At 63.1% G+C, this 20,724-nt stretch carries 15 protein-coding genes; 8 read left to right on the forward strand and 7 right to left on the reverse strand.

Going from position 1 to position 20,724, the window contains the following annotated elements; genetic code table 11:
- Positions 1–2 precede the first annotated feature (2 nt).
- The 6 genes from gor (at position 3) to E1956_RS33020 (ending at position 9,990) form a co-directional block, all read left to right on the forward strand.
- Entirely contained in the window at positions 3–1,340 is a 1,338-nt protein-coding gene (gene gor / locus E1956_RS32995; RefSeq protein WP_134757107.1) for a glutathione-disulfide reductase, read from the forward strand.
- 378 nt (positions 1,341–1,718) lie between these two features.
- Positions 1,719–2,888 carry a porin gene (locus tag E1956_RS33000; protein ID WP_134757109.1) on the forward strand — a complete coding sequence of 390 codons (1,170 nt, stop codon included), beginning with the start codon at positions 1,719–1,721 and terminating at the stop codon, positions 2,886–2,888.
- 207 nt (positions 2,889–3,095) lie between these two features.
- The gene (locus E1956_RS33005; RefSeq protein WP_232071942.1) at positions 3,096–3,470 is read left to right on the forward strand and encodes a hypothetical protein; all 375 of its coding nucleotides are present in this window, start codon (positions 3,096–3,098) and stop codon (positions 3,468–3,470) included.
- Positions 3,471–4,043: 573 nt separating this feature from the next.
- Entirely contained in the window at positions 4,044–6,314 is a 2,271-nt protein-coding gene (bamA, locus tag E1956_RS33010; protein WP_134757111.1) for an outer membrane protein assembly factor BamA, read from the forward strand.
- Between the two features lie 142 nt (positions 6,315–6,456).
- Positions 6,457–8,733: an LPS-assembly protein LptD gene (locus E1956_RS33015; RefSeq protein ID WP_134757942.1), complete on the forward strand. Its 2,277-nt coding sequence runs from the start codon at positions 6,457–6,459 to the stop codon at positions 8,731–8,733.
- A gap of 120 nt (positions 8,734–8,853) precedes the next feature.
- Positions 8,854–9,990, forward strand: coding sequence for a glycosyltransferase family 9 protein (locus E1956_RS33020; protein ID WP_134757113.1), 1,137 nt, complete (start codon positions 8,854–8,856; stop codon positions 9,988–9,990).
- 35 nt (positions 9,991–10,025) lie between these two features.
- Here E1956_RS33020 and E1956_RS33025 read toward each other — a convergent pair whose 3' ends face one another.
- Both E1956_RS33025 and E1956_RS33030 read right to left on the reverse strand, forming a co-directional pair.
- Positions 10,026–12,701 (reverse strand): excinuclease ABC subunit UvrA, encoded by a 2,676-nt coding sequence (locus tag E1956_RS33025; RefSeq protein ID WP_134757115.1) that lies wholly within the window; start codon positions 12,699–12,701, stop codon positions 10,026–10,028.
- Between the two features lie 123 nt (positions 12,702–12,824).
- Positions 12,825–13,073 (reverse strand): hypothetical protein, encoded by a 249-nt coding sequence (locus E1956_RS33030; protein ID WP_134757117.1) that lies wholly within the window; start codon positions 13,071–13,073, stop codon positions 12,825–12,827.
- A 302-nt stretch (positions 13,074–13,375) separates the two neighbouring features.
- Here E1956_RS33030 and E1956_RS33035 point away from each other — a divergent pair, with 302 nt between their 5' ends.
- Complete coding sequence (locus E1956_RS33035) at positions 13,376–13,759, forward strand: TraR/DksA family transcriptional regulator (RefSeq protein WP_335930012.1); 384 nt, start codon at positions 13,376–13,378, stop codon at positions 13,757–13,759.
- A 122-nt stretch (positions 13,760–13,881) separates the two neighbouring features.
- Here E1956_RS33035 and E1956_RS33040 read toward each other — a convergent pair whose 3' ends face one another.
- The 5 genes from E1956_RS33040 to E1956_RS33060 form a co-directional block, all read right to left on the reverse strand.
- Complete coding sequence (locus tag E1956_RS33040) at positions 13,882–14,166, reverse strand: cupin domain-containing protein (protein WP_134757119.1); 285 nt, start codon at positions 14,164–14,166, stop codon at positions 13,882–13,884.
- Between the two features lie 281 nt (positions 14,167–14,447).
- Entirely contained in the window at positions 14,448–15,875 is a 1,428-nt protein-coding gene (aspA, locus tag E1956_RS33045; RefSeq protein ID WP_134757121.1) for an aspartate ammonia-lyase, read from the reverse strand.
- Between the two features lie 76 nt (positions 15,876–15,951).
- Positions 15,952–17,166, reverse strand: a complete 1,215-nt coding sequence (locus tag E1956_RS33050) for a tryptophan leader peptide (protein WP_232071946.1) — start codon at positions 17,164–17,166, stop codon at positions 15,952–15,954.
- 285 nt (positions 17,167–17,451) lie between these two features.
- Positions 17,452–18,699 carry a hypothetical protein gene (locus tag E1956_RS33055; RefSeq protein WP_134757125.1) on the reverse strand — a complete coding sequence of 416 codons (1,248 nt, stop codon included), beginning with the start codon at positions 18,697–18,699 and terminating at the stop codon, positions 17,452–17,454.
- Positions 18,700–18,961: 262 nt separating this feature from the next.
- A complete protein-coding gene (locus E1956_RS33060; RefSeq protein WP_134757127.1) occupies positions 18,962–19,513 on the reverse strand; it encodes a hypothetical protein in 552 nt (183 codons plus the stop codon).
- A 212-nt stretch (positions 19,514–19,725) separates the two neighbouring features.
- Here E1956_RS33060 and E1956_RS33065 point away from each other — a divergent pair, with 212 nt between their 5' ends.
- Complete coding sequence (locus E1956_RS33065; protein ID WP_134757129.1) at positions 19,726–20,712, forward strand: D-alanyl-D-alanine carboxypeptidase family protein; 987 nt, start codon at positions 19,726–19,728, stop codon at positions 20,710–20,712.
- Positions 20,713–20,724 lie beyond the last annotated feature (12 nt).

Genomic DNA, 20,724 nt, shown 5'->3' on the forward strand with positions numbered 1-20,724 from the left:
ATATGGAATTCGACTACGATCTCTTTGTCATTGGCGCTGGCTCGGGCGGCGTGCGATTGAGCCGCCGGGCGGCCGCGTTTGGCGCGCGGGTCGCCGTGGCGGAAGAGGGCCGCATTGGCGGCACCTGCGTCGTGCGTGGCTGCATACCCAAGAAGTTGCTGGTCTACGCGTCCCGATACCGTGACGAACTCGAGGATGCCGCCGGATACGGCTGGCGGTTCGGCGAGGCGCGCTTTTCGTGGAGCGATTTCAGGCGCGCCAAAGACCAGGAAGTGGCACGCCTTGTTTCGATCTACGCGAATCTGCTTGCCCAGGCCGGCGTCGAGGTCGTCCAGGGCAGGGCGGTCGTTGTCGACCCGCATACGGTGGAGGTGGCGCATCGACTCTATACGGCGCGGCACATCGCCATCGCTACCGGTTCGACCCCCACGCTGCCCGCCATTCCCGGCATCGAGCATGCGCTTACGTCCAACGCGATGTTCGAGTTGCCCGAGTTGCCGCAGCATATGGCCATTGTCGGCGGCGGGTACATCGCAGCCGAATTCGCCTGCATTCTCGAGGGGCTGGGCTGCCGTGTGGACATGTGGTATCGCGGAGACCAGATATTGCGCGGCTTCGACGACGACGTGCGCGACGCCGTCGCCGCCCAGATGTCCGCCAGAGGCATAGGGATCCATGTCCGCAGTGATATTTCGGCGCTCGAAAGACACGCGGGTGGCGTCGCGCTGAATTCGCGAGAGGGCCTGCTCGGTCAATACGATGCCGTCCTCTATGCGACCGGACGTATTCCGCAAACGCGTGGTCTCGGCCTGGAGGAAGTGGGGGTGGCACTCGATCAAGACGGCGCCGTCGAGGTCGACGCCTGGTCGGCAAGCTCCGTGCCGTCGATTCACGCGATTGGCGACGTCACGGCGCGGCCGCAGTTGACGCCGGTGGCTACCCGCGATGCCGGTCTGCTTGCGTTGAGGCTCTTCGGGGAGACGTCGCGAGCCGCCGATTACGACTACGTCCCTACGGCGGTATTTACGACGCCCGAAGTGGCCACGGTCGGCATGACCGAAGCGGAGGCGAAACGGTGTTACGGGCAGCCGGAAATATTCCGGACTTCATTCCGGCCACTGTTGCACACCTTGTCCGGCCGGAGCGAGCGGACGTTCATGAAGCTCGTGGTCGACCGCGAGAGTCAACGGGTCGTAGGGGCCCATATGGTCGGCAAGGACGCGGCGGAAATCATTCAAGGCATTGCGATCGCGGTCGGCGCCGGTGTTACGAAAGCGCAGTTTGACGCAACCATTGGGATACATCCGACGGCAGCGGAGGAGTTTGTCACCATGGTTTAGCGGGTTGACGGTGGCCTGCTTAATAGAATCATAACTAGCGCTTAACGGCGCATAAGGCATCCGTAATCATTACCGCGTTTGACATTCGTTTCGCACGACGCGCACGCCGGAGCGCGTCACGCCTTTATCAGCAGGATTTTACAGAATGTGACAGCAAACGGATCAAGGGTTTCTGGTCCGTTGAAGCCATTTGTAAATTCGATGCATAGACAACGTTATTATTACGCGCACACCTTGCCGAAATAGCCGGTAAACACCGCCGTTGCATATTACCAACTGAGCAGATATTGCGCCGTGTCTTAATGGCGAATCCCGTTTTCACCAAGAAATTGAACGACGGGATAACGGAAATTTGAGCGATATCTGTGGAGAATTCAGATGAAAAAACTCGTTGGTAAAACGCTTGCGGCAATGGCCTTGCTCGGCATGTTCAGTGCCGCGGCGCGAGCGCAGAGCAGCATCACCCTGTACGGCATCATCGACGAATCGATTCAATACACGCACAACGCCACGCCTACGGGCGGCAATCAGATCGGGCTCTATTCCGGCAATATTTCGGGTAGCCGTTGGGGCCTGAAGGGTTCGGAAGATCTCGGTGGCGGCCTGAAAGCGATCTTTCAGCTCGAAGATGGTTTCGACGTCAACAACGGCAAGATGGGCACGTACAACGGCACGTCGTCGCTGTTCGGGCGGCAGGCCTATGTCGGCCTTGAAAGCGACCGGTATGGCACCGTCACGCTCGGGCGGCAGTACGACCCGCTCGTCGACCAGGTGCAGGGCCTCACCGACGACGCCTACTTCGGCAGCTCGTTTGCCACGGCCGGCGACGTAGACAACTATGACAACAGCTCGCGCACCAATAACGCCGTGAAATATGTCTCGCAGAACTATGCGGGGCTGCAGGTCGAGGCCATGTATGCGTTTGGCGGCGTCGCGGGGCAGACGGGTTCCGGGCAGACATGGTCGGCAGCCGCTTCGTATAACAATGGCCCGTTCTCCATTGCCGCGGGTTACTACGTGGCCGACAACACCAGCACCACGGCAGCCGTGCGGACCGGCTGGTCGTCGACTTCGGATGGCACCTTCGACGGCCCGGTCAACTCGGGTTACGACACGGCGAAGTCGATCAACATCGCGCGTGTTGCTGCGAACTTCAGGACTGGACCTTACACCTTCGGCCTGTCGTATAGCAATTCGAATTACAAGGCGGATGCACAATCGGCGTTCCTGTCATCGGAGATCTTCAACACGGGGCAGGGCTTCTTCAACTACCAGGTGAATCCGGCGCTGCTGCTCGGCCTTGGCTACAGCTATACGCACGCGAGCGGCGACACCAACGCCTCCTATAACCAGATCTCGCTGGGCGCCGATTACAGCCTCTCCAAGCGCACGGATGTCTATCTCGTGGGCGCGTGGCAGCACGCGAGCGGCTCGCAACTCAACGCCGACGGCACAGTCTCGAGCGCCGAGGCATCGATTGGCTCTTATGGCGTAGCAGGAACGAGTAGTCAGGATATTGTCAGTCTGGGCATCCGGCACAAGTTCTGATTGAGTCATTCACCGGCCGTTGCTTAGGGAGCCACGGCCGGTTTTTCTTCGACTGGAAATCTGGTTGCCCAAGCAGCGGCTTTTAACACGTGGAAATAAACATGAAATTCGGATCTGATCAGTATGAACTAACCTGTCAATACGGCGTGTGTCTGAATGACATAATGCGGCTGGCATTTCAGCTGTCGAACGAAGAAAGGTTTGCTCATGTATCACGCGTTGCAACTGGATGTCACTAGCGAAACCGGAACAACCGTAGTCAGATTCACGATTGCCGGCGAATCGTCGATACTCGGCGTGCAGGATATCGAGGCGATGATCGAACAACTGGCCAACATTCGCGCGGCGATGCAGCCGGCCCGGCCACTGACTCCGCCCTCCGGCACGTATCCCATGGAACTCGACCCTTGCTGGCGCGTGGACCGCCTGAGGGACTTTGACGGCGCGGTATTGTCGCTGCGTCACGTCGGCAAGGGATGGACCGCCTTCGCCCTGCCGGCATCGAGCCTCGCCAGCCTGTTTGAAGCGCTTTCAACGCTGCCCCATACGATGCCCCACGGGGAACGGACCCTGCTCAACTAACGCACGGTCCGGTTGCACGTCTTTCTGTTCCGGCAATGCGCTTCCTCTACGCAGATTAATACGCATTACTAAAAATATAAAAACGCATGCACCGTTCCAGCTAGCCGATTTAACTCTCAATGCCTGATTCAGGAGAACCTGAGCAATGGAAAATACTTATCTGGACACCACCAGCGCGTGGTGCAACTCGTCACCCGAAACGACTGACGAGGACTTTCGCTCGGCCGGTCTGCCGCATATCGAACACGATTCTGGACAGCATCCGGTCGCGCGCGCGCTGACGCGATCGCAATGGACCGCACTGCGGTATCGGACGAGATTCTCCGTCTGCTCTCAGGGCCGTTACGCGGCGGCTTTCCCGCCTGCATCGTCCCCAGTGGGCGGCTATGCTTCGGTTCATCAGATCGCGGCCTCCCATGTTTGCGCGGTGCTGAGCATGCCAACGGTGGCTTCGTGCGGGAAGGCATGGCCGAATTCCGCGGTATTCGGCCCGATCGTGAATTGGGATCGCGCATGCGCGCGTTGAGGTTGAGGCTCCGCGGGTTTGCCAGGCTCAGCCTGGCGGCGCCGGTGATGCTTTCGCTCAACGCACCTGTCATCGCAGTCGCCCAGACGTCGGCAGGCGTGGTGATTCGCGACATCCGCGTCGACGGACTGCATCATATCGAGCCCGGCACGGTGTTCGCGAATCTCCCGTTCAAGCCCGGTGACACCTTCAACGACGACAAGGCCTCCGAGGCGATTCGCGCGCTCTATGCGACAGGCTTTTTCAACGACGTGCGCGTCTCGATTGAGGGCGACGTGGTCGTGGTCAGCGTGGATGAGCGGCTCGCGGTCGGTTCGATCGATTTTGCGGGCATTCACGAGTTCGACAAGGACAACCTGACGAAGGCGTTGAACTCGGTGGGGTTGTCGATTGGGCGCTACTACGACAAATCGCTGGTCAGCCGGGCCGAGCAGGAGTTGAAGCGGCAGTACCTGACGCGCGGCTATTACGCCGCCGAGGTCAGCGTGACAGTGTCGCCGATCGACCGCAGCCGCGTTGGCCTGCTTTTCTCGGTTGTGGAAGGGCCGAGCGCAAAGATTCGCCAGGTCAACTTCATCGGCAATCACGTGTTCGACGACGCGACCCTGCACGAGGAAATGCAGTTGTCCACGCCGAACTGGTTCTCGTGGTACACGAAGGACGATATTTACTCGAAGGACAAGCTCACCGTCGATCTCGAGCACTTGCGCTCGTACTATCTCGATCGCGGCTACCTGGAGTTCAACATCGATTCGACACAGGTATCGCTTTCGCCCGACCGCAAGGACATGTATCTGACGCTGACCGTACACGAAGGCGAGCAGTACACCATTACGAGCGTGGGCTTGACGGGTGACTTGCTGGGCCGCGAGGTCGGGCTACAGAAACTGGTCGGCATCCGCGCGGGCGAGCTATTTTCCGCTGCGAAACTGAAGTCGACCACCCAGGCGCTGGTCGACAGACTGGGCGAATACGGCTACGCGTTCGCGGCGGTCAACGCGGAGCCGCAAGTCGATCAGGTCCACCACACGGTCAAGCTGACGCTGCGCGTCGACCCGGGCCGACGCGTGTATGTGAGACGGATCAACGTCATCGGCAACACGCGTACGCGCGACGAGGTGGTCCGCCGCGAGATGCGTCAGATGGAGAGCGCGTGGTTCGATTCGCAAAAGCTCGCGCTTTCGAAGGACCGCATCAACCGGCTCGGCTACTTTACCGACGTTGAAGTGTCGACGGTTCCCGTTGAAGGCACCAAGGACGAGGTGGACATCGACGTGAAGGTCACGGAGAAGCCCACCGGCACCATCTCGCTCGGGCTCGGCTACGGCTCGGGGGAAGGCCCCATCATCTCCGCGGGCATCTCGCAGGACAACGTGTTCGGCACCGGCAACACGCTTTCGCTGAATGCGAATACGTCGACCACCGCGCGCACCTTGAGCGTGACACAGATCGACCCATACTTCACGATCGACGGCATCAAGCGCATTACCGACGTTTTCTACCGCACGAACGAGCCGCTCTATTATTCGAGCACGACCGACACCAGCTTCCGGATCATTTCGTACGGCGCGGACATGAAGTTCGGCATTCCGTTCTCGGAAGCGGACATGGTGTACTTCGGTCTGGGCATCGAGCAGGACCGCCTGGACGTCGACGCCTCCACGCCGCAGAGCTATATCGACTACGTGAACACGTTCGGCCGCGTCTCGAACATCGTGCCGTTGACGATCGGGTGGTCCCGCGACGCGCGCGACAGCGCACTGGTGCCGAGCCGCGGGTATTTCGCGCAGGCGAATGCGGAATATGGCACGCCTGCGGGCGGCGTTCAGTACTACAAGACCGATATTCAGGCTCAGTACTACTACTCGTTTTCACGCGGCTTTGTTCTGGGGCTCAACTTCCAGGGCGGCTATGGCAATGGCATCGGCAGTGCGTATCCGATCTTCAAGAATTACTTCGCGGGCGGCATAGGGACCGTGCGCGGGTACGAGCCGGGTTCGCTCGGGCCTCGCGACGTGACGACGGGCGACCCGATCGGTGGATCGAAGATGGTGGTCGGCAACATCGAATTGACGATGCCGCTGCCCGGTACGGGCTATGACAAGACGCTGCGCGTGTTCACGTTCATCGACGGCGGCAACGTCTGGGGAACGGAGGGCAACAGCGTCGGCGCGAACGGATTGCGCTACAGCTACGGCACCGGGCTCGAATGGATCTCGCCAATCGGCCCGCTCAAGCTCGACTTCGCGCTGCCGATCGTCAGGCACGCCGGCGACCAGTACCAGAAGTTCCAGTTCCAGATCGGGACATCGTTCTGATTCCCTGAGCGATCCGGCAGGAAGCGGGCGCCTCCCGCCCGCTTCGCTCTATCAACCCGCATCCGCGTATTTCACTTTGCAACCCACGACTGCACGATTCGGCCGGCTCAAGGCGCGGACCATCACGTTGACCGTCTATCTGATGCTCTCGCTGCCGCCAGGCGGGCGCGGCTATGCCCAGGCGCAGGAGCGGGGAGCGGCGGAGCAGTCTGCACAGGCCGACGACGTTTGGGCGCTGCAACTCGCCCCCCAGCTTGACGAACATCCGCTCACCAACGGCCAGGCGCCAGCGGTGTTTGGCGAAGGCGACTCATCAACGGGCACGGCGAATCAGGATCTCGCGCTCAAGGGCGCAGCGCAACTGCGCCGGGCCCAGTCGGTCGTGAAGGCCGACGCGATTCACTACGACGCCGATACCGACATGGCCGACGCCTACGGGCACGTCGAGCTGACCAACGACGGGAATACCTTCATCGGTCCGGAAGCCCATTACCAGCTCGATAGCGGCACGGGCACGATGACATTGCCGCACTGGCATTTCACGGTGACGAACGGCTCCGGGAGCGGCATGCGGGCCGACCTGCTCGGCGACCAGCGGGAAACGGTATACGACGGGACCTACACGACGTGTTCCTGCACCGCCTCGCCCACGTGGTATCTGAAAGCCTCGCGGCTGGATCTGGACAGCGGCGCCAACGAGGGCGTCGCACATGACGGCGTGCTGTTCTTCGGCGGCGTGCCGATCTTCGCTTCGCCGTGGCTCTCGTTTCCGATGAACGGAGACCGGCGCAGCGGACTGCTGCCGCCGACATTCTCCATCAGCTCGACGAACGGCTATGACCTTGCCGTGCCGATCTATTTCAATCTCGCGCCCAACTACGATCTGACGCTCACGCCCCGGCTCCTCAGCAAGCGCGGCGCCATGCTGACGACCGCATATCGCTACTTGAGTCCGACCTATGCGGGTTCGTTTTCGGTGGCCTTCCTGCCGGATGACGCGCAGACCCATACCAACCGGTACTCGATTTCGTTCCAGCACCGCGAGACCCTGGGCGACGGATTCGCGGCCTACGCAATCTACAATCGCGTTTCGGACGCTTCGGTGACCACCGATCTCTCGGATGCTACAGCCTTCGTCAACGGCTCGCAGACGCTGTTCCAGCAGGAAGCCGGCGTGACCTACAGCCACGGGCCGTGGTCCGTGCTGACGCGCGTGCAGAACTGGCAGTCGTTCACGACCGCGCCACCGTACAATCGCGAGCCCGAAGTCGATGTGAAATACTCGCGCTACAACGTGGACGGATTCGATTTCGGCGCCGACCTGAATGCCACGCGTTTCACGATCCCCACCGCCGATTCGACGGAAGGGCAGCGCCTCACGTTCGATACCTACCTGGCTTACCCGATCGTGGCGCCGGGATGGTTTGTGACGCCCAAGGTGCAATGGCATGCCGCGTCGTACGACTTGTCCTCGATCGGCAGCGACGCACCGGCAGGGCAGCCGCGTACGTTCAACTACAACGTGCCGACGCTGAGCCTCGATACAGGCGCGGTATTCGAGCGACCGGTCAAGCTGTTCGGCATCGCCATGACCCAGACGCTCGAGCCGCGGCTGTACTACGTCTACACGCCTTACCGCAACCAGACCTACGCGCCGATATTCGACACGGCGCCCGAGGACTTCGGGCTGGCCGAGATCTACACGAGCAACCGCTTCGTGGGTGGCGACCGCGTGAGCGACATGAACCGCGTGACCGCCGGTGTCACCTCACGCTTCATCGATACAGCGAGTGGCGCGGAGCTGGCACGTTTCGTCATTGCTCAGGATTACTACTTTCGTGAGCCGCAAGTGACGATGCCCGGCGACACGCCGCCTTCGGTCGGCCCCGCCGACCTGATCGTGGGCGCGAGCCTGCACATCGGCCGCGACGCGCAGATCGAGCAGGCGCTCGAATACAACCAGTCGAGCGAGGTGCTGACACAGGCCACGACGGGTTTCAGCTGGAAGCCCGCCGAGGGCAGGGTGATCAATGCGGCGTACCTGTATGCGCGGGCGGACGCGACGCTCGACGACGAGGCGATGAACCAGATCATCTTGTCGCTGCAATGGCCGCTCACGCGCCGGCTATCGGGCGTGGGGCTGATCGACTACGACGTGGTGAGCCACCGGATCATTTCCGGACTCGCCGGATTCCAGTACGACGCGGATTGCTGGTCGGTCAGCCTCGCGTTCGAGAAGTACACCAACGACACGGGTACGACCACCCCCAGTACAGGCACGCGCTTTTTGATGCAGTTGCAGCTCAACGGCGTGAGCCGGATCGACAATGGGCTGCTGCACCAGTTCCAGGCGAATGTGCCTGGCTACTCGACACCTGAACCGCCATCGCTGCCTTCACGGTTTTCGGACTATCCCTGAGCGGCACGTCGCTATTGGGCACGCCAATTTGCAGCCGCTTTTAATGCGAGCCAGCGTTGGCGTAATGCCGCGTAAAACTCGGCTTTCCCCGCCATTTTTCTTTGTTGGCACAATCGCCGCATGGGCAGACTTCACGGCAGGATCATCGTCTTCGCGCGCGCGTTGCCGAAGCTCGCTTTCAAGGCGCTGCGGCGCAAACCTGCGCAGCCGGCGCGCATTCTGATCGCGCATCAACTGTTGCTCGGCGACGCGTTGCTCCTGACCGCGTTGATTGCGAAAACGCGCCGGCAGTATCCGTCTGCGCAGATCGTGCTCGCCTGTCCAAAAGGGATTGCGCCGCTCTATGCGGGTCGGCCGCTCGGTGTGACCGCGCTCGCATTCGATCCGCGCGACAGGGCATCCATCCAGCGGCTGACCGATTCCGGGCCGTACGATCTTGGCATCGTCGCGGGCGACAACCGTTACAGCTGGCTCGCGCTAGCCGCAGGGTGCCGCTGGATCGTGGCGCACGGCGGTGACCGGCCGGCATGGAAGAACTGGCCGGTCGACGAGCGCATTGCCTATCCGGATGCACCCGCCGCGTGGGCAGAGCTCGCGGCGGGGCTGGTGGAAGGCGCGGCGCCGCCGCCATACCGTCTTGCCGACTGGCCGACACCACCGGCGAGCACACCGTTGCCTGCTGGATTACGCGAGCGGCGGTACGTCGTGCTGCATCCCGGCGCAAGCAGCGCCGTCAAGCGCTGGCCGGCGCAGCGCTGGCGCGAGCTTGCGCAGCGAGTCGAGGCGCAGGGCTACACGATCGTCTGGAGTGGCGGGCAAGGTGAGGCCGCAGTGGTGGCAGAGGTCGCTCCCGGTTCGGCCCACCTGAATCTGGCGGGCCGCCTGGACCTGGCCGGGATGTGGCATCTGTTGGCGGGGGCGCACGCGGTCGTGTGCCCGGATACCGGTATCGCACATCTCGCCCGTCTGGTGGGCGCGCCAACTGTCGCGCTGTTTGGCCCAGGCAACCCTGCCATTCACGGCGCGGGCCGCTACTGGCAGGATGCGCCGTTTGTTGCGCTGGCTGTGGCGGACCTGCCGTGCCGCGATCAGACGACGCTGTTCCGCCGTCGTGTGCCCTGGGTGCGCCGTTGCAGCCGTAGCGCGGCGACCTGCGTCGCCTGGCGAGACGGTCACGCGGACTGCATGACCGCCCATTCAGTGGATGCCGTTTATCGTGCGCTACAAAGCGCTATGGCGCTCGCGCGAGCGCGATGAGGGGTGGCAGCAGCGCATGGATAGGCGGGCTATTTTCAGGCGTCGTGCTTGACTGCCGGCGCCTTGCTCGCCCGCGCCAGCTCCTGCGCGAGAAAAGGCGCGGTTCGGCTACCGGACGCCCGCGCCACCTGATGCGGCGTGCCGGTCGCCACCACGCGGCCGCCCGCGTCGCCCGCGCCGGGTCCCACATCGATCACCCAATCGGCTTGCGCCACTGCGCGCATGTCGTGCTCGATCATCACCACCGTATTGCCCGCATCGACCAGACGCTGCAACTGCACCAGCAGCCGGTCGGCGTCCGACGCATGCAGTCCCGTCGTCGGCTCGTCGAGCACGTACAGGTTGCGGCCGCGCTGGCTGCGCTGCAACTCCGTGGCCAACTTGATGCGCTGCGCTTCGCCACCGGACAGCTCGGTGGCCGGCTGCCCGAGGCGCAGGTAGCCGAGCCCGATCTCTCGCAGCAATTGCAGCGGGCGCGCGACCACGTCCTCGTTGGTGAAGAAGTCGCGGGCTTCGTCCACGGTCATCCCGAGCACCTCGGCGATATTGCGCCCGTTCCAGAGCACCTTCAGGGTGGCTTCGTTGTAGCGTGCACCGTGGCAAGTCGGGCAGGGCGCATACACGCTGGGCATGAACAGCAGCTCCACGCTCACGAACCCTTCGCCCTCGCAGGTTTCGCAGCGCCCCTTGGGCACGTTGAACGAAAACCGGCCCGCGTCGAAGCGGCGGCGGCGTGCATCGGGCGTGGCGGCAAAGAGCTTGCGCACGTGATCGAACAGGCCGGTATAGGTGGCCAGATTCGAGCGTGGGGTTCTGCCGATCGGCTTCTGGTCCACCTGCACCACGCGCTGTACCGCGTCCACATCGCCAGTCAGGTGGCCGCCAGTGGTTTCGATCACGGCCGGACCGTCGCTCGTGGCTTCGGAGGCATCGTCCTCGGGCTCGTGGCCCAGATGCAGCAGGACCAGCTCGGGCAGGGCTTGCGCGAAGAGGCTGGACTTGCCGGAGCCCGAGATACCCGTGACTGCAGTCAACACGCCCAACGGCACGCGTGCGTCCACGCCGTGCAGATTGTGGCGATGAATCCCCTGCAGCTCGAGCCATCCCGTGGGTTCGCGTTTGCGGCTGAGCGGCGCGGGAATCTCGTCGAACAGGTAGCGCGCCGTGCGCGATTCGGCGATCTCGCGCAGGCCCGCCGGTGCGCCGCTGTAGAGCACGCGGCCACCGCGCTCGCCGGCTTCCGGTCCCACGTCGACCAGCCATTGCGCGCGGCGCATCAGGTCGAGGTCGTGCTCCACCACGAACACCGAGTTGCCCGCGTCACGGAGCTTGTCGAGCGCGTCGTACAGGGCATGGCTGTCCGAAGGATGCAGGCCGGCCGAGGGCTCGTCGAGGACGTACACGACGCCGAACAGCATCGAGCTCAATTGCGTGGCCAGCCGCAGCCGCTGAAGCTCGCCGGCCGAGAGGGTTGGCGTGGCGCGATCGAGCGTCAGATAACCGAGGCCCAGCCCTCGCAATTGGCGCAGCCGCGCAACCACACCTTCGGCGAGGCGTTGTGCGGCCAGGCGCTTTTCCTCCGACAACGCGGAAGTGCGGCGCACGTCCGGAGTGATCGCGTGCGTGGCGCGGCCCGATGCGGCGCGCTCGGCGCGGTCGCGCTGGGTCGCTTGCTTGTCGGTGCCGGCGCCGGCGGCATGGGCGCGGAAATCGCCTTGAGCGATCGGTTCGAGCAGGCTCGCCAGGCGGTCCAGCGGCATCTGCATGAATTCGCCTATGTCCATGCCCGCGAAGGTCACCGAGAGCGCCTCGGGCTTGAGCCGCTTGCCGTGGCAGGTCGGGCATAGCCTGCCTTCCATGAAGCGCGACACGCGCTTTCGCATCAGCGCGCTTTGCGTGTTGGCGAAGGTATGCAGCACATAGCGCCGCGCGCCGGTGAAGGTGCCCATGTAGCTCGGCTCCAGCTTGCGCTTGAGGGCGAGGCGGGTTTCAGCGGGCGAGAGGCCCGCATAGACGGGCGCCGTGGGGGTTTCCTCGGTGAACAGGATCCAGTCGCGGTCTTTCTTCGGCAGGTCCTTCCACGGCCGGTCGACGTCATAGCCCAGCGTCACCAGAATGTCGCGCAGGTTCTGCCCATGCCAGGCCGGCGGCCAGGCGGCGATAGCGCGCTCGCGGATGCTCAGCGATGGGTCCGGCACCATGGTGGCTTCGGTCACCTCATACACGCGGCCCAGGCCATGACAGGTCGCGCACGCGCCCTGCGGCGTGTTGGGCGAGAAGTCCTCGGCATAGAGCATCGGCTGGTTCGCCGGATAGGCGCCCGCGCGCGAATACATCATGCGCACGAGGCTCGACAGCGTCGTCACGCTGCCTACCGACGAGCGCGCATTGCTGGCGCCGCGTTGCTGTTGCAGCGCCACCGCCGGTGGCAGGCCGTCGATGGCATCCACGTCCGGTACGCCCACCTGGTCGATCAGGCGCCGCGCATACGGCGCCACCGACTCGAAGTAGCGCCGCTGCGCTTCGGCATAGATGGTGCCGAAGGCCAGCGAGGACTTGCCGGAGCCGGAGACGCCCGAGAACACCACGAGCGCGTCGCGCGGGATGGAGACGTCCACGTCCTTGAGGTTATGCTCGCGCGCACCGCGCACTTCCACGAAGCCGCTGGCCGCAGCGGTACGAGCAGATTCACCGGAAGACTTTCTTGGCATTATTTTCCCTGCAGTTCTTGATGGCGCTGATCCCGCGCGAATTCCAGACAGATCGTACAGGACGCGCTCGTCTGCAAGGGCACGAGCGCGTCGAGCGTGACGGCGCGCGGCTCGCTCAAGCCCTCAACTGTCGTCCACGTTGTCGGCGTAATGATCGACCGCGACTTTGCATTCGTCGACGACGACCTGGAGCGCGTCCGGGTCGAGCGATTCCACCCAGCGCTCCACATGCAGGAAGCGGTCGGTGCCGAGGTCGGCGATGCGCGCGGCGTCCGTGGTGGTGATGGTGACCGTTGCGAGCCCGCGGTTGTTCGGGAGCGGCGCGAGCGTCGTGGCGATCTGGAACCGGCGGTACATTGTGCTGGGAGACATGGCGATGGACCTCGTGTACGGAGTTTGCGGGAGCGCGGCAGGGGCATTGCCTGCCGCCGCTGCTTGCCACGATGCATGCTTCGCTCGAAGCGCTGTGCCAGTTTAAGATAGGCAATGGCCATGCACATGCCAGCACGAATCGTCCGATATTAACTATCGGTCCACGCCCGGCCGCAACGGCCAGGCATGATTGATGCAGCTATCGCAGTGAAGACGAAGACAACGAGTCTTTCTGCGCGCTTCAAGTGGCTGGCCCGCCAGTGTCGGGCAGGCCCAACGTCGATGTCACTGGATGGAGGAACATGATGTCTGATCAGAGTGCGGGTCTGGGCGAAGCCTTCATTGCGAAGCAGCGTGATCGTCTCGAAGCGTTGCAGCGCGCGTTGCTGGGCGGCGAGGAGGGCACCATAGCGAACGAGCGCGCGTTCGAGGAAGAGCACGGCGAAGAGGCGCACGAGTACGAAGACGAAGGGCAGAGACTGGAGCAGGACGTCGCCAACCAGGCGCTGCGCAATACGAACGACCAGCGCATCGCCGACATTCAGCGCGCGCTCGAGAAGATCGCCGAAGGGACTTACGGCTACTCCGACGAAAGCGGTGACCCGATCCCCGTCGCACGGCTCGAGGCCGTGCCTGAGGCGATTTTGACCGTGCAGGAGCAGGCGGCGCGCGAAGCGCATCGTTGAGGCGCGGGCAGCGTTGCGCGGCGGCGCTTTCCCGAGATTGCGCGACCCGTGATAGAGCGGCTCGCGCTGAAGGCGGGCGCGGTGTTCGCGGCGCTCGCGAAGCCGCTGACTTGAGTCAGGACTCAGCGTATCTCCACCTCGATAAAGACCACCTCATGGTCGGTCGCGTTGACGACGTTGTGTTCCACGCCCTTCAAGCCAGCGTAACTGCGCCCGGCGTGCAGTTGCGACTCCCGGTTGCCCTGCGCCGTCTCGATGAGCAACTGGCCGTCGGTTTGCGGCACCACGACATAGTCGTGCCCATGAACATGCCAGCCGGTCTCGGCACCGGGTGCGAATCGCCACTCGGTGACGATCACGCGTTCATTGATGAGTTGCTGCGTGGGCACTGCCTGCGGGCGATTCATGGGTGTTTCCTGAGCGAAGTGGCGATAGGGCGAGTCGGGAGCTATTGGGCCGCATCGAGGGGCGCGCGATCGCCCGTTTGTGGCGACTCTGGCGCGCGTCAACGGGCCTCGATGCATCGATCAGGCATTTTGCCGGCGCAGCCCTTCGTTTGACATGGACAGTGCCCTTGCTTTTGCCAGCACAGTTGACGCGTCTCACGGAGGCAGGCAGCGTCGGCGTCAACGTCGAAGAAAGGCCACGCGTCGCATCGAACGCCGCGCACGCCTGCGCGCCTGCCCACTCACTGTGGCTTCGCGAGGACGTCCAGCGGCGCCGGCCGCGTGAGCGTCTCGGGCCGCAGGATCCGGTCGAGCTGCTCCTTCGAGAGCAACCCCTTGCGCAACACGATCTCATAGACGCTGCCGCCGGTGGCGTGCGCTTCCTGCGCGACGGCTGTCGCGTTCGCGTAGCCAATGTACGGATTGAGCGCCGTCACCACGCCGATCGAATTCTCCACGGTGGCGCGCAGTTTGTCCGCATTGGCCGTGATGCCTTTGACGCAGCGTTCGGCCAGCGTCAGGCAGCCGTTGCGCAGGTGGCTGACGCTCTTGAACAGGCTGTGCGCGATGATGGGCTCGAACGCGTTGAGCTGAAGCTGCCCGGCCTCGGCCGCGAAGCTGACGGTGACGTCGTTGCCAATCACCTCGAAGGCGATCTGGTTCATCACCTCGGGTATCACGGGGTTAACCTTGCCGGGCATGATGCTCGAGCCGGCCTGCATCGGCGGCAGGTTGATCTCGCCAAGCCCGGCTCGCGGTCCGCTCGCCAGCAGACGCAGGTCGTTGCAGGTCTTGGAGAGCTTGACCGCCACGCGCTTGAGCACGCCGGAGAGTTGCACGAACGCGCCACAATCTTGCGTAGCCTCGAACAGGTTCGGCGCGGTCTCCAGCGCGATACCGGTGATGTCGCGCAGGCGCCGCAGCACCACCGGCGCATAAGACGGATGCGCCGTGATGCCGGTGCCGATGGCGGTCGCGCCGAGATTGATCTCGCAAATCAGCATCGCGGCTTCACGCAGGCGCTGCTCGTCTTCTCCCAGCATCACCGCATAGGTGCTGAACTCCTGGCCGAGCGTCATGGGCACGGCGTCCTGCAACTGCGTGCGACCCATTTTGATGATGTCGGCAAACTCGTCGGCCTTCGCTTCGAAGGCGCGTCGCAGTACCGCCATGGCATCCACGAGGCCGGCTATCCCGAACCACGTGGCGATCTTCAGTGCGCTCGGATAGACGTCGTTGGTGCTCTGCCCGATGTTGACGTGCTCGTTGGGGTGCAGATGCTGATACTCGCCCTTCTGGTGGCCAAGCAACTCGAGCGCGCGATTGGCGATCACCTCGTTGGCATTCATGTTGGTCGAGGTGCCGGCGCCGCCCTGGATCACGTCGACGACGAACTGCTCGTGGAGCTTGCCCGCCATCAGCTCCTGGCAGGCCGCCACGATTGCGTCGCAGCGCGGTTTGTCGAGCAGGCCGAGCTCGTGGTTGGCGAGTGCGGCCGCTTGCTTGATGGCGGCGAGGGCCTTGATCAATTCCGGGTAAATGGAGATCGGTGTGCCGGTGATCGGGAAATTCTCGATCGCACGTAGCGTGTGTACGCCGTAGTAGGCCTCGGCAGGGACCTCGCGATCGCCCAACAGGTCGTGCTCGCTTCTGAAGTGTCCGGCTTGCATGGCTACGCTCCTCGTGTTGTGGGTCCCGGCATCGCCCGTGCTTCGGGCGATGCAAAGAACGTATCGGCGATCACGATCAGGCCGGCGGCTGCCCCGGCGTGCCGTCCAGGATGCGGAGCTTGTCGGTCATATCGGGAAAGTTGTGACCCGCCGCGCGAAGCTCGCTCACGAGCCGGTGTGCAACCGCCCTGCAGTGCGCCAGCGTCTCGTGCAAGCGGGGCTCTGCCTGCAGGCCGGTCACCGCCTTCTCCAGCTCGGCCGGAGACTCGCTCAGCAGCGCGGGCACCACTTCCTCGGGCGGTATCAGGGAGCCGTGACTCAACAGTTGAGCGGTCCAGTCGCATCCGAACAGCAGGGCACGCCGCTGGGCTTTGCGCGCTTCGTCCTGATCGAGCGTGGCGAGGCTGTGCCGGTTCTTCTGAATCTCAGCGCGCCACGTCGCGAGAACGTCCGCACGCAGCGCCGCTATCGCGTCGCCGAGCGACGCGTTCTGCCCGGCCGCCACGAGGCGACGCTCATCGAGTCTGTCGAGATGGTCCAGATAGTTTTCGAGGTACGACTGCCAGTTCAACGGCAGCGCCGGCTTTTCGAAGAACGCACGGCTGACTTCATTGAGTTCGTTGCGAATATCCTGCAGCGCCTGGTTATCGGCAAGACGCGCTTCATGAACGTCGTGGGCCGTCACCATCTGCCGGTGCAGCGGGAACAGCGGATTGCTGTGGCGGCGTTGCAGATGTCGTTCCGCCGCGCCTGGCCGGCTGCTCCATTTCCAGTTCGGCAGCGATTTCGCGTCGAATTCGACCGCCTCGATCATCGGCCGGAAAACCGCTAGCGCTTCCTCTGTGGCATGGCGAAAGCAGTCTGCCAGTTTGTAGTCATTGCCTTGCAGGGAGACGTCCGCATTCCCCGCATAAGGCGAGTCGGGCCTCAGCCTGAGGGCGCCGGTGGCCAGAAAGAATTCCATCGGGAGTTCCACGGACAGCCCTTCCTGCCTGTAGGTGCGCTGCTCGGCGGAAATGGCCTCGACAGAATGCGCGAGGCGGTTTTCGAAATCGAGGAGCTCATCGATGGCGTCCCCCGACGACGGCTGCGCCGCATCGGCAAGCAGGCAAAAACTTTCGCGTGTCATCCTCGCCGCGATGGTGCCGTGCTTCTCGGCAAACAGCCAGAACCACAGGGCGAGCTGGTAGCCCTTGACCACGTTTTGGGCGGTCGCTTCGACCTCGGGCGCGAACGCAATGCCGGGCGCGGCCCAGCGCGCGAACGGCGGGGCTCCCGCGCCCTGGTACATGCCCAGCAGTTGCCGTATCGACTCATGCGTATCGCTGGGCCAGTTGCGCGCCTCCTCGGGGCGCTTCTCTGTTTTCCAGAACCTCCAGTCCATTCTCTACCTCGCAAGAGAGCCAGCGTATTGGTGCAACGCGCTGCGAGGGATACTTGCACACTCCGCTGAGGGCGTAAACCGGTGATGTCCTTCGTCGCCTGCTGTGTCCCCAATGGAAAGGCAGAACCGATAGCCCGCCGCCTTGTGCGCCGTCCATATAACAAAGCGGCCAGGCGCGCCGGCCGGCATGGATTATTTCATCTGACCTGATTTCGGCTGGAGCCGACCGCGCATGATCGCAATGACCGGAGGCGCAGTGTGCCGCGCGTTGTTCACCAAAGGCTTCGCATAGGTCTGCGAGTCTCCTGTGTCAAGCCGAATCAGCAAGAAATTGGCGCCTGTGGAACTCACGCCGATCATGTCGCCGTGGTTGTTCAAGTCCGAGATTAAATACAGGTCTTGTCCCGCAGGAAGATTCACGACCAGACTGCTCAAATCCAGACGCACGCCAGGTTGCGGAACCAGGTAACTCACATACGTGGCGGATATGGCTGTTATGACAATCAAGTTATTGTCATTGAAAAGCAGGAGATTGCTCGAGTCGCTCTCCACCAGCCAGGTATAAAAAACGCCATTGGCTCCCCACACGCCGATGCGCTCATGGTAAGGCGACCCCGCGGTAAATGAGTAGCCGAGAACATTGCCTGCCTGATTAATGGCCTGGCCCCACGCGAGCGTTTCACTCGGATCCCCTGGGAACGGCGCGAGTATCGTTGCGTTGCCATTGCGCGGGTCGAAACGGAACCCTCTGGCGCCGTTGTAGAGACCCGGGCCCTCGATTCCCTCGATCAACCCGGTGTTGTTGATGCACCTGCAACTTCCAAAGAACGTGAAGAAGGGATTCGAAATACTCGAGCCGAAGTTAATGGGCGCAGCCGTGCCGTTGCGATATAGCACGTAGGTTAAGTTACCTGACGCATCGATTGACGCCACGAGCGCCGTGTCGTTGTCATTGAGCGCGAGCACCGATGCCGACACCTCTCCGGGCTGAGGCGGAATGACAGTGACGCGGTCGCCCTGGAATAACGCGGCGCGAAAGTAGAAATTGACGGGATCGACCAGAATGCTGCCGCCAATCGTGCCGCGTGAGTTGACGGGACCGCTGAAACTGCCCGCAGGGGAGGGCAGCACCGACAACTGCCCGTCTTTGACATAGGCGAGCTGGGTTACGCCGCACACTGCATCGCAAAGCGTGCCGTAGACCCGGCCGTTATCCGCGATCGCGCTGGGAAGAAACTGCGTAAATCCAGCGGGTAGCGCAATCTGGTCCAGCGAGACATAACGGAAGCGCGCTGCTTGCGCATGGCCTCCCACTTGCCAACAACTGAGGATTAGCGCCAGCACGATTGCGCGCCAATTCGACAGTCGAAATATCGAGGCTCGGCATGCACCGGCAATGCCGACCTGCGCGAGCCGATTCCACATAGGTGCGTTTTTCATTGCTTCACTCCTTATGACCTGGGCCTGCGCGGTCACAGGACGGCTTCGAGCCGGCCGTGTCCGGGCAGAAGGCACATCGCGTCAATGAGGCTGGGGATAAAGCGCTTACGGGAAGAAAGTGTTATTGCAACCGTTTTAGTTTTTCTTCTCTTGGTAAATTAACAACTATCCCCGGACATAAAGGAGGTCCCACCACTGTGAGTGGGAAGGTCGTACCTGTGATTATTGATCGAAGATAGACGGACGCTTCGCGGATTACAAGCTAGGAGTAATGGCGCACGCTCTCATTGCCTTGTTTGCGTCGCAAGAATCTGCGCAGCACCCACGCGGCCGCAAGCCCTGGAAAGAGCACGGCGAACGGCGGCGCCAGCACGAACAGCGCATCGCGGCCGATGGGTGCGTACGAGGTCTTGAGGTCGTCCTCGGTAAACTGCCTGTGAAGCTGGTCCGCCACTTCCCGCGCGCTGACGTTGCGCGGCACCCCTTCAATCCGCTCGCCATCGCCGAGGCTCAACGTCAGCGAGCCGTCGCTGGCGGTCTGGATGGCGATATCGAGGCGCGCGTCTTGACCAGGTGAACTGGCGCTGGCGGCGCACGTCCCTTGAGGCCGCGGCTCGACCGCGCTCCCGGCGTCGCCATGGCCAAGACAGTCGAGCTGGTTCTGGACGGCCCGCTGAATCTCAATCGCGCTCGGCGTTAGCGGGGCGGTGAAATAATGAGGCACCAGGACCCATAGCGTGCCGACGATCCAGAATAGTGTGGCCACGGCCCAAAGGCGCAGCAGCGCGCGTCCCCATGCGATTCGTCCTGGCATTGGTCTGTCTCCTGGCTCCATTGCCGCCGCGCCCGCCGTCGATGAGCCGTCGCCCAGCGCAATGCGTCCAGGATGGCATAGCGCCGGGGACGAAAATTCCGTCCTCTTTCGCACACTCATTCCCGCAACGAGCAACTACAGTTTAGGTGTTGGGGACAATCCTGCACGTTGGACCAGCCGTCATCTGATCGCTGTCCCACGGTGTAAACGCCATGAAAAATCTCGTCAGCGCGCTTGTGCTCGCGTCTGCGCCGTTCGTCGCGTGGGCGGATCCGCCATTCCTCTATTCACACAGCGCGATTGTCTACGATGTCGGGCGCGGCCAGGTCCTGCTGGAAAAGAACGCCGACGACGTCCAGCCGATCGCCTCGCTCACCAAGCTGATGACGGCGATGGTCGTGCTGGACAGCGGCCAGTCGCTGGGCGACACGGTGAGCGTCGACGACGACGACATCGACCGGCTCAAGCACTCGGGCTCGCGCATCCCCATTGGCGCGTCGCTCGAACGGGGCGAGATGCTGCGCCTGGCGCTGATGGCGTCCGAGAACCGCGCGGCGTCCGCGCTATCGCGTGCGTTTCCGGGCGGCCAGCCAGCGTTCGTCGAGAAGATGAACCAAAAGGCGCGCACGCTGCATATGGCCGATACGCACTTCGACGATCCGACCGGGCTCTCGCCGGACGATCGCTCGAGCGCACGCGACCTCGTGAAGATGGTGGGCGCCGCGTCGCACTATCCCTTGATCAGCGAATACACGACGCTGCCGCGCTACGAAGAGGAGATCGGCGCGAGGACGAGGTTCTATCACAACACCGACCCGATAGTGCGCTCCACCGATTGGAACGTGCTGGTCGCCAAGACCGGCTATATTCGCGAGGCGGGGCGCTGCATCGTGGTCGATGCCTACATGCCGAATGGGCAGGTGATGATCGCGCTGCTCGGCTCGCAAACATCGTGGGGGCGCTCGACCGATCTCGTCACGATCCGGCGGTGGTTGAACGGCGACGACACGCCGGTTGTCGCGCCGCCGCACTATTACGCCAGCACCCGGCTGCATCATCACCATGCGGTGCTCGCGCATTCGCATCGCGTCAAGGTGCGGCTCGCCTCGTACCGGACAGGCTCGGCGTCCGGCGCGCACCGGCAGACCGTCAAGCACCATGCCGGCAAGCGGGAGCACCACACGCCTGTTGCCGCCTGAGCTGAACCTGGG

This window comes from Paraburkholderia pallida (assembly GCF_004524855.1).
Taxonomy (GTDB): domain Bacteria; phylum Pseudomonadota; class Gammaproteobacteria; order Burkholderiales; family Burkholderiaceae; genus Paraburkholderia; species Paraburkholderia oxyphila.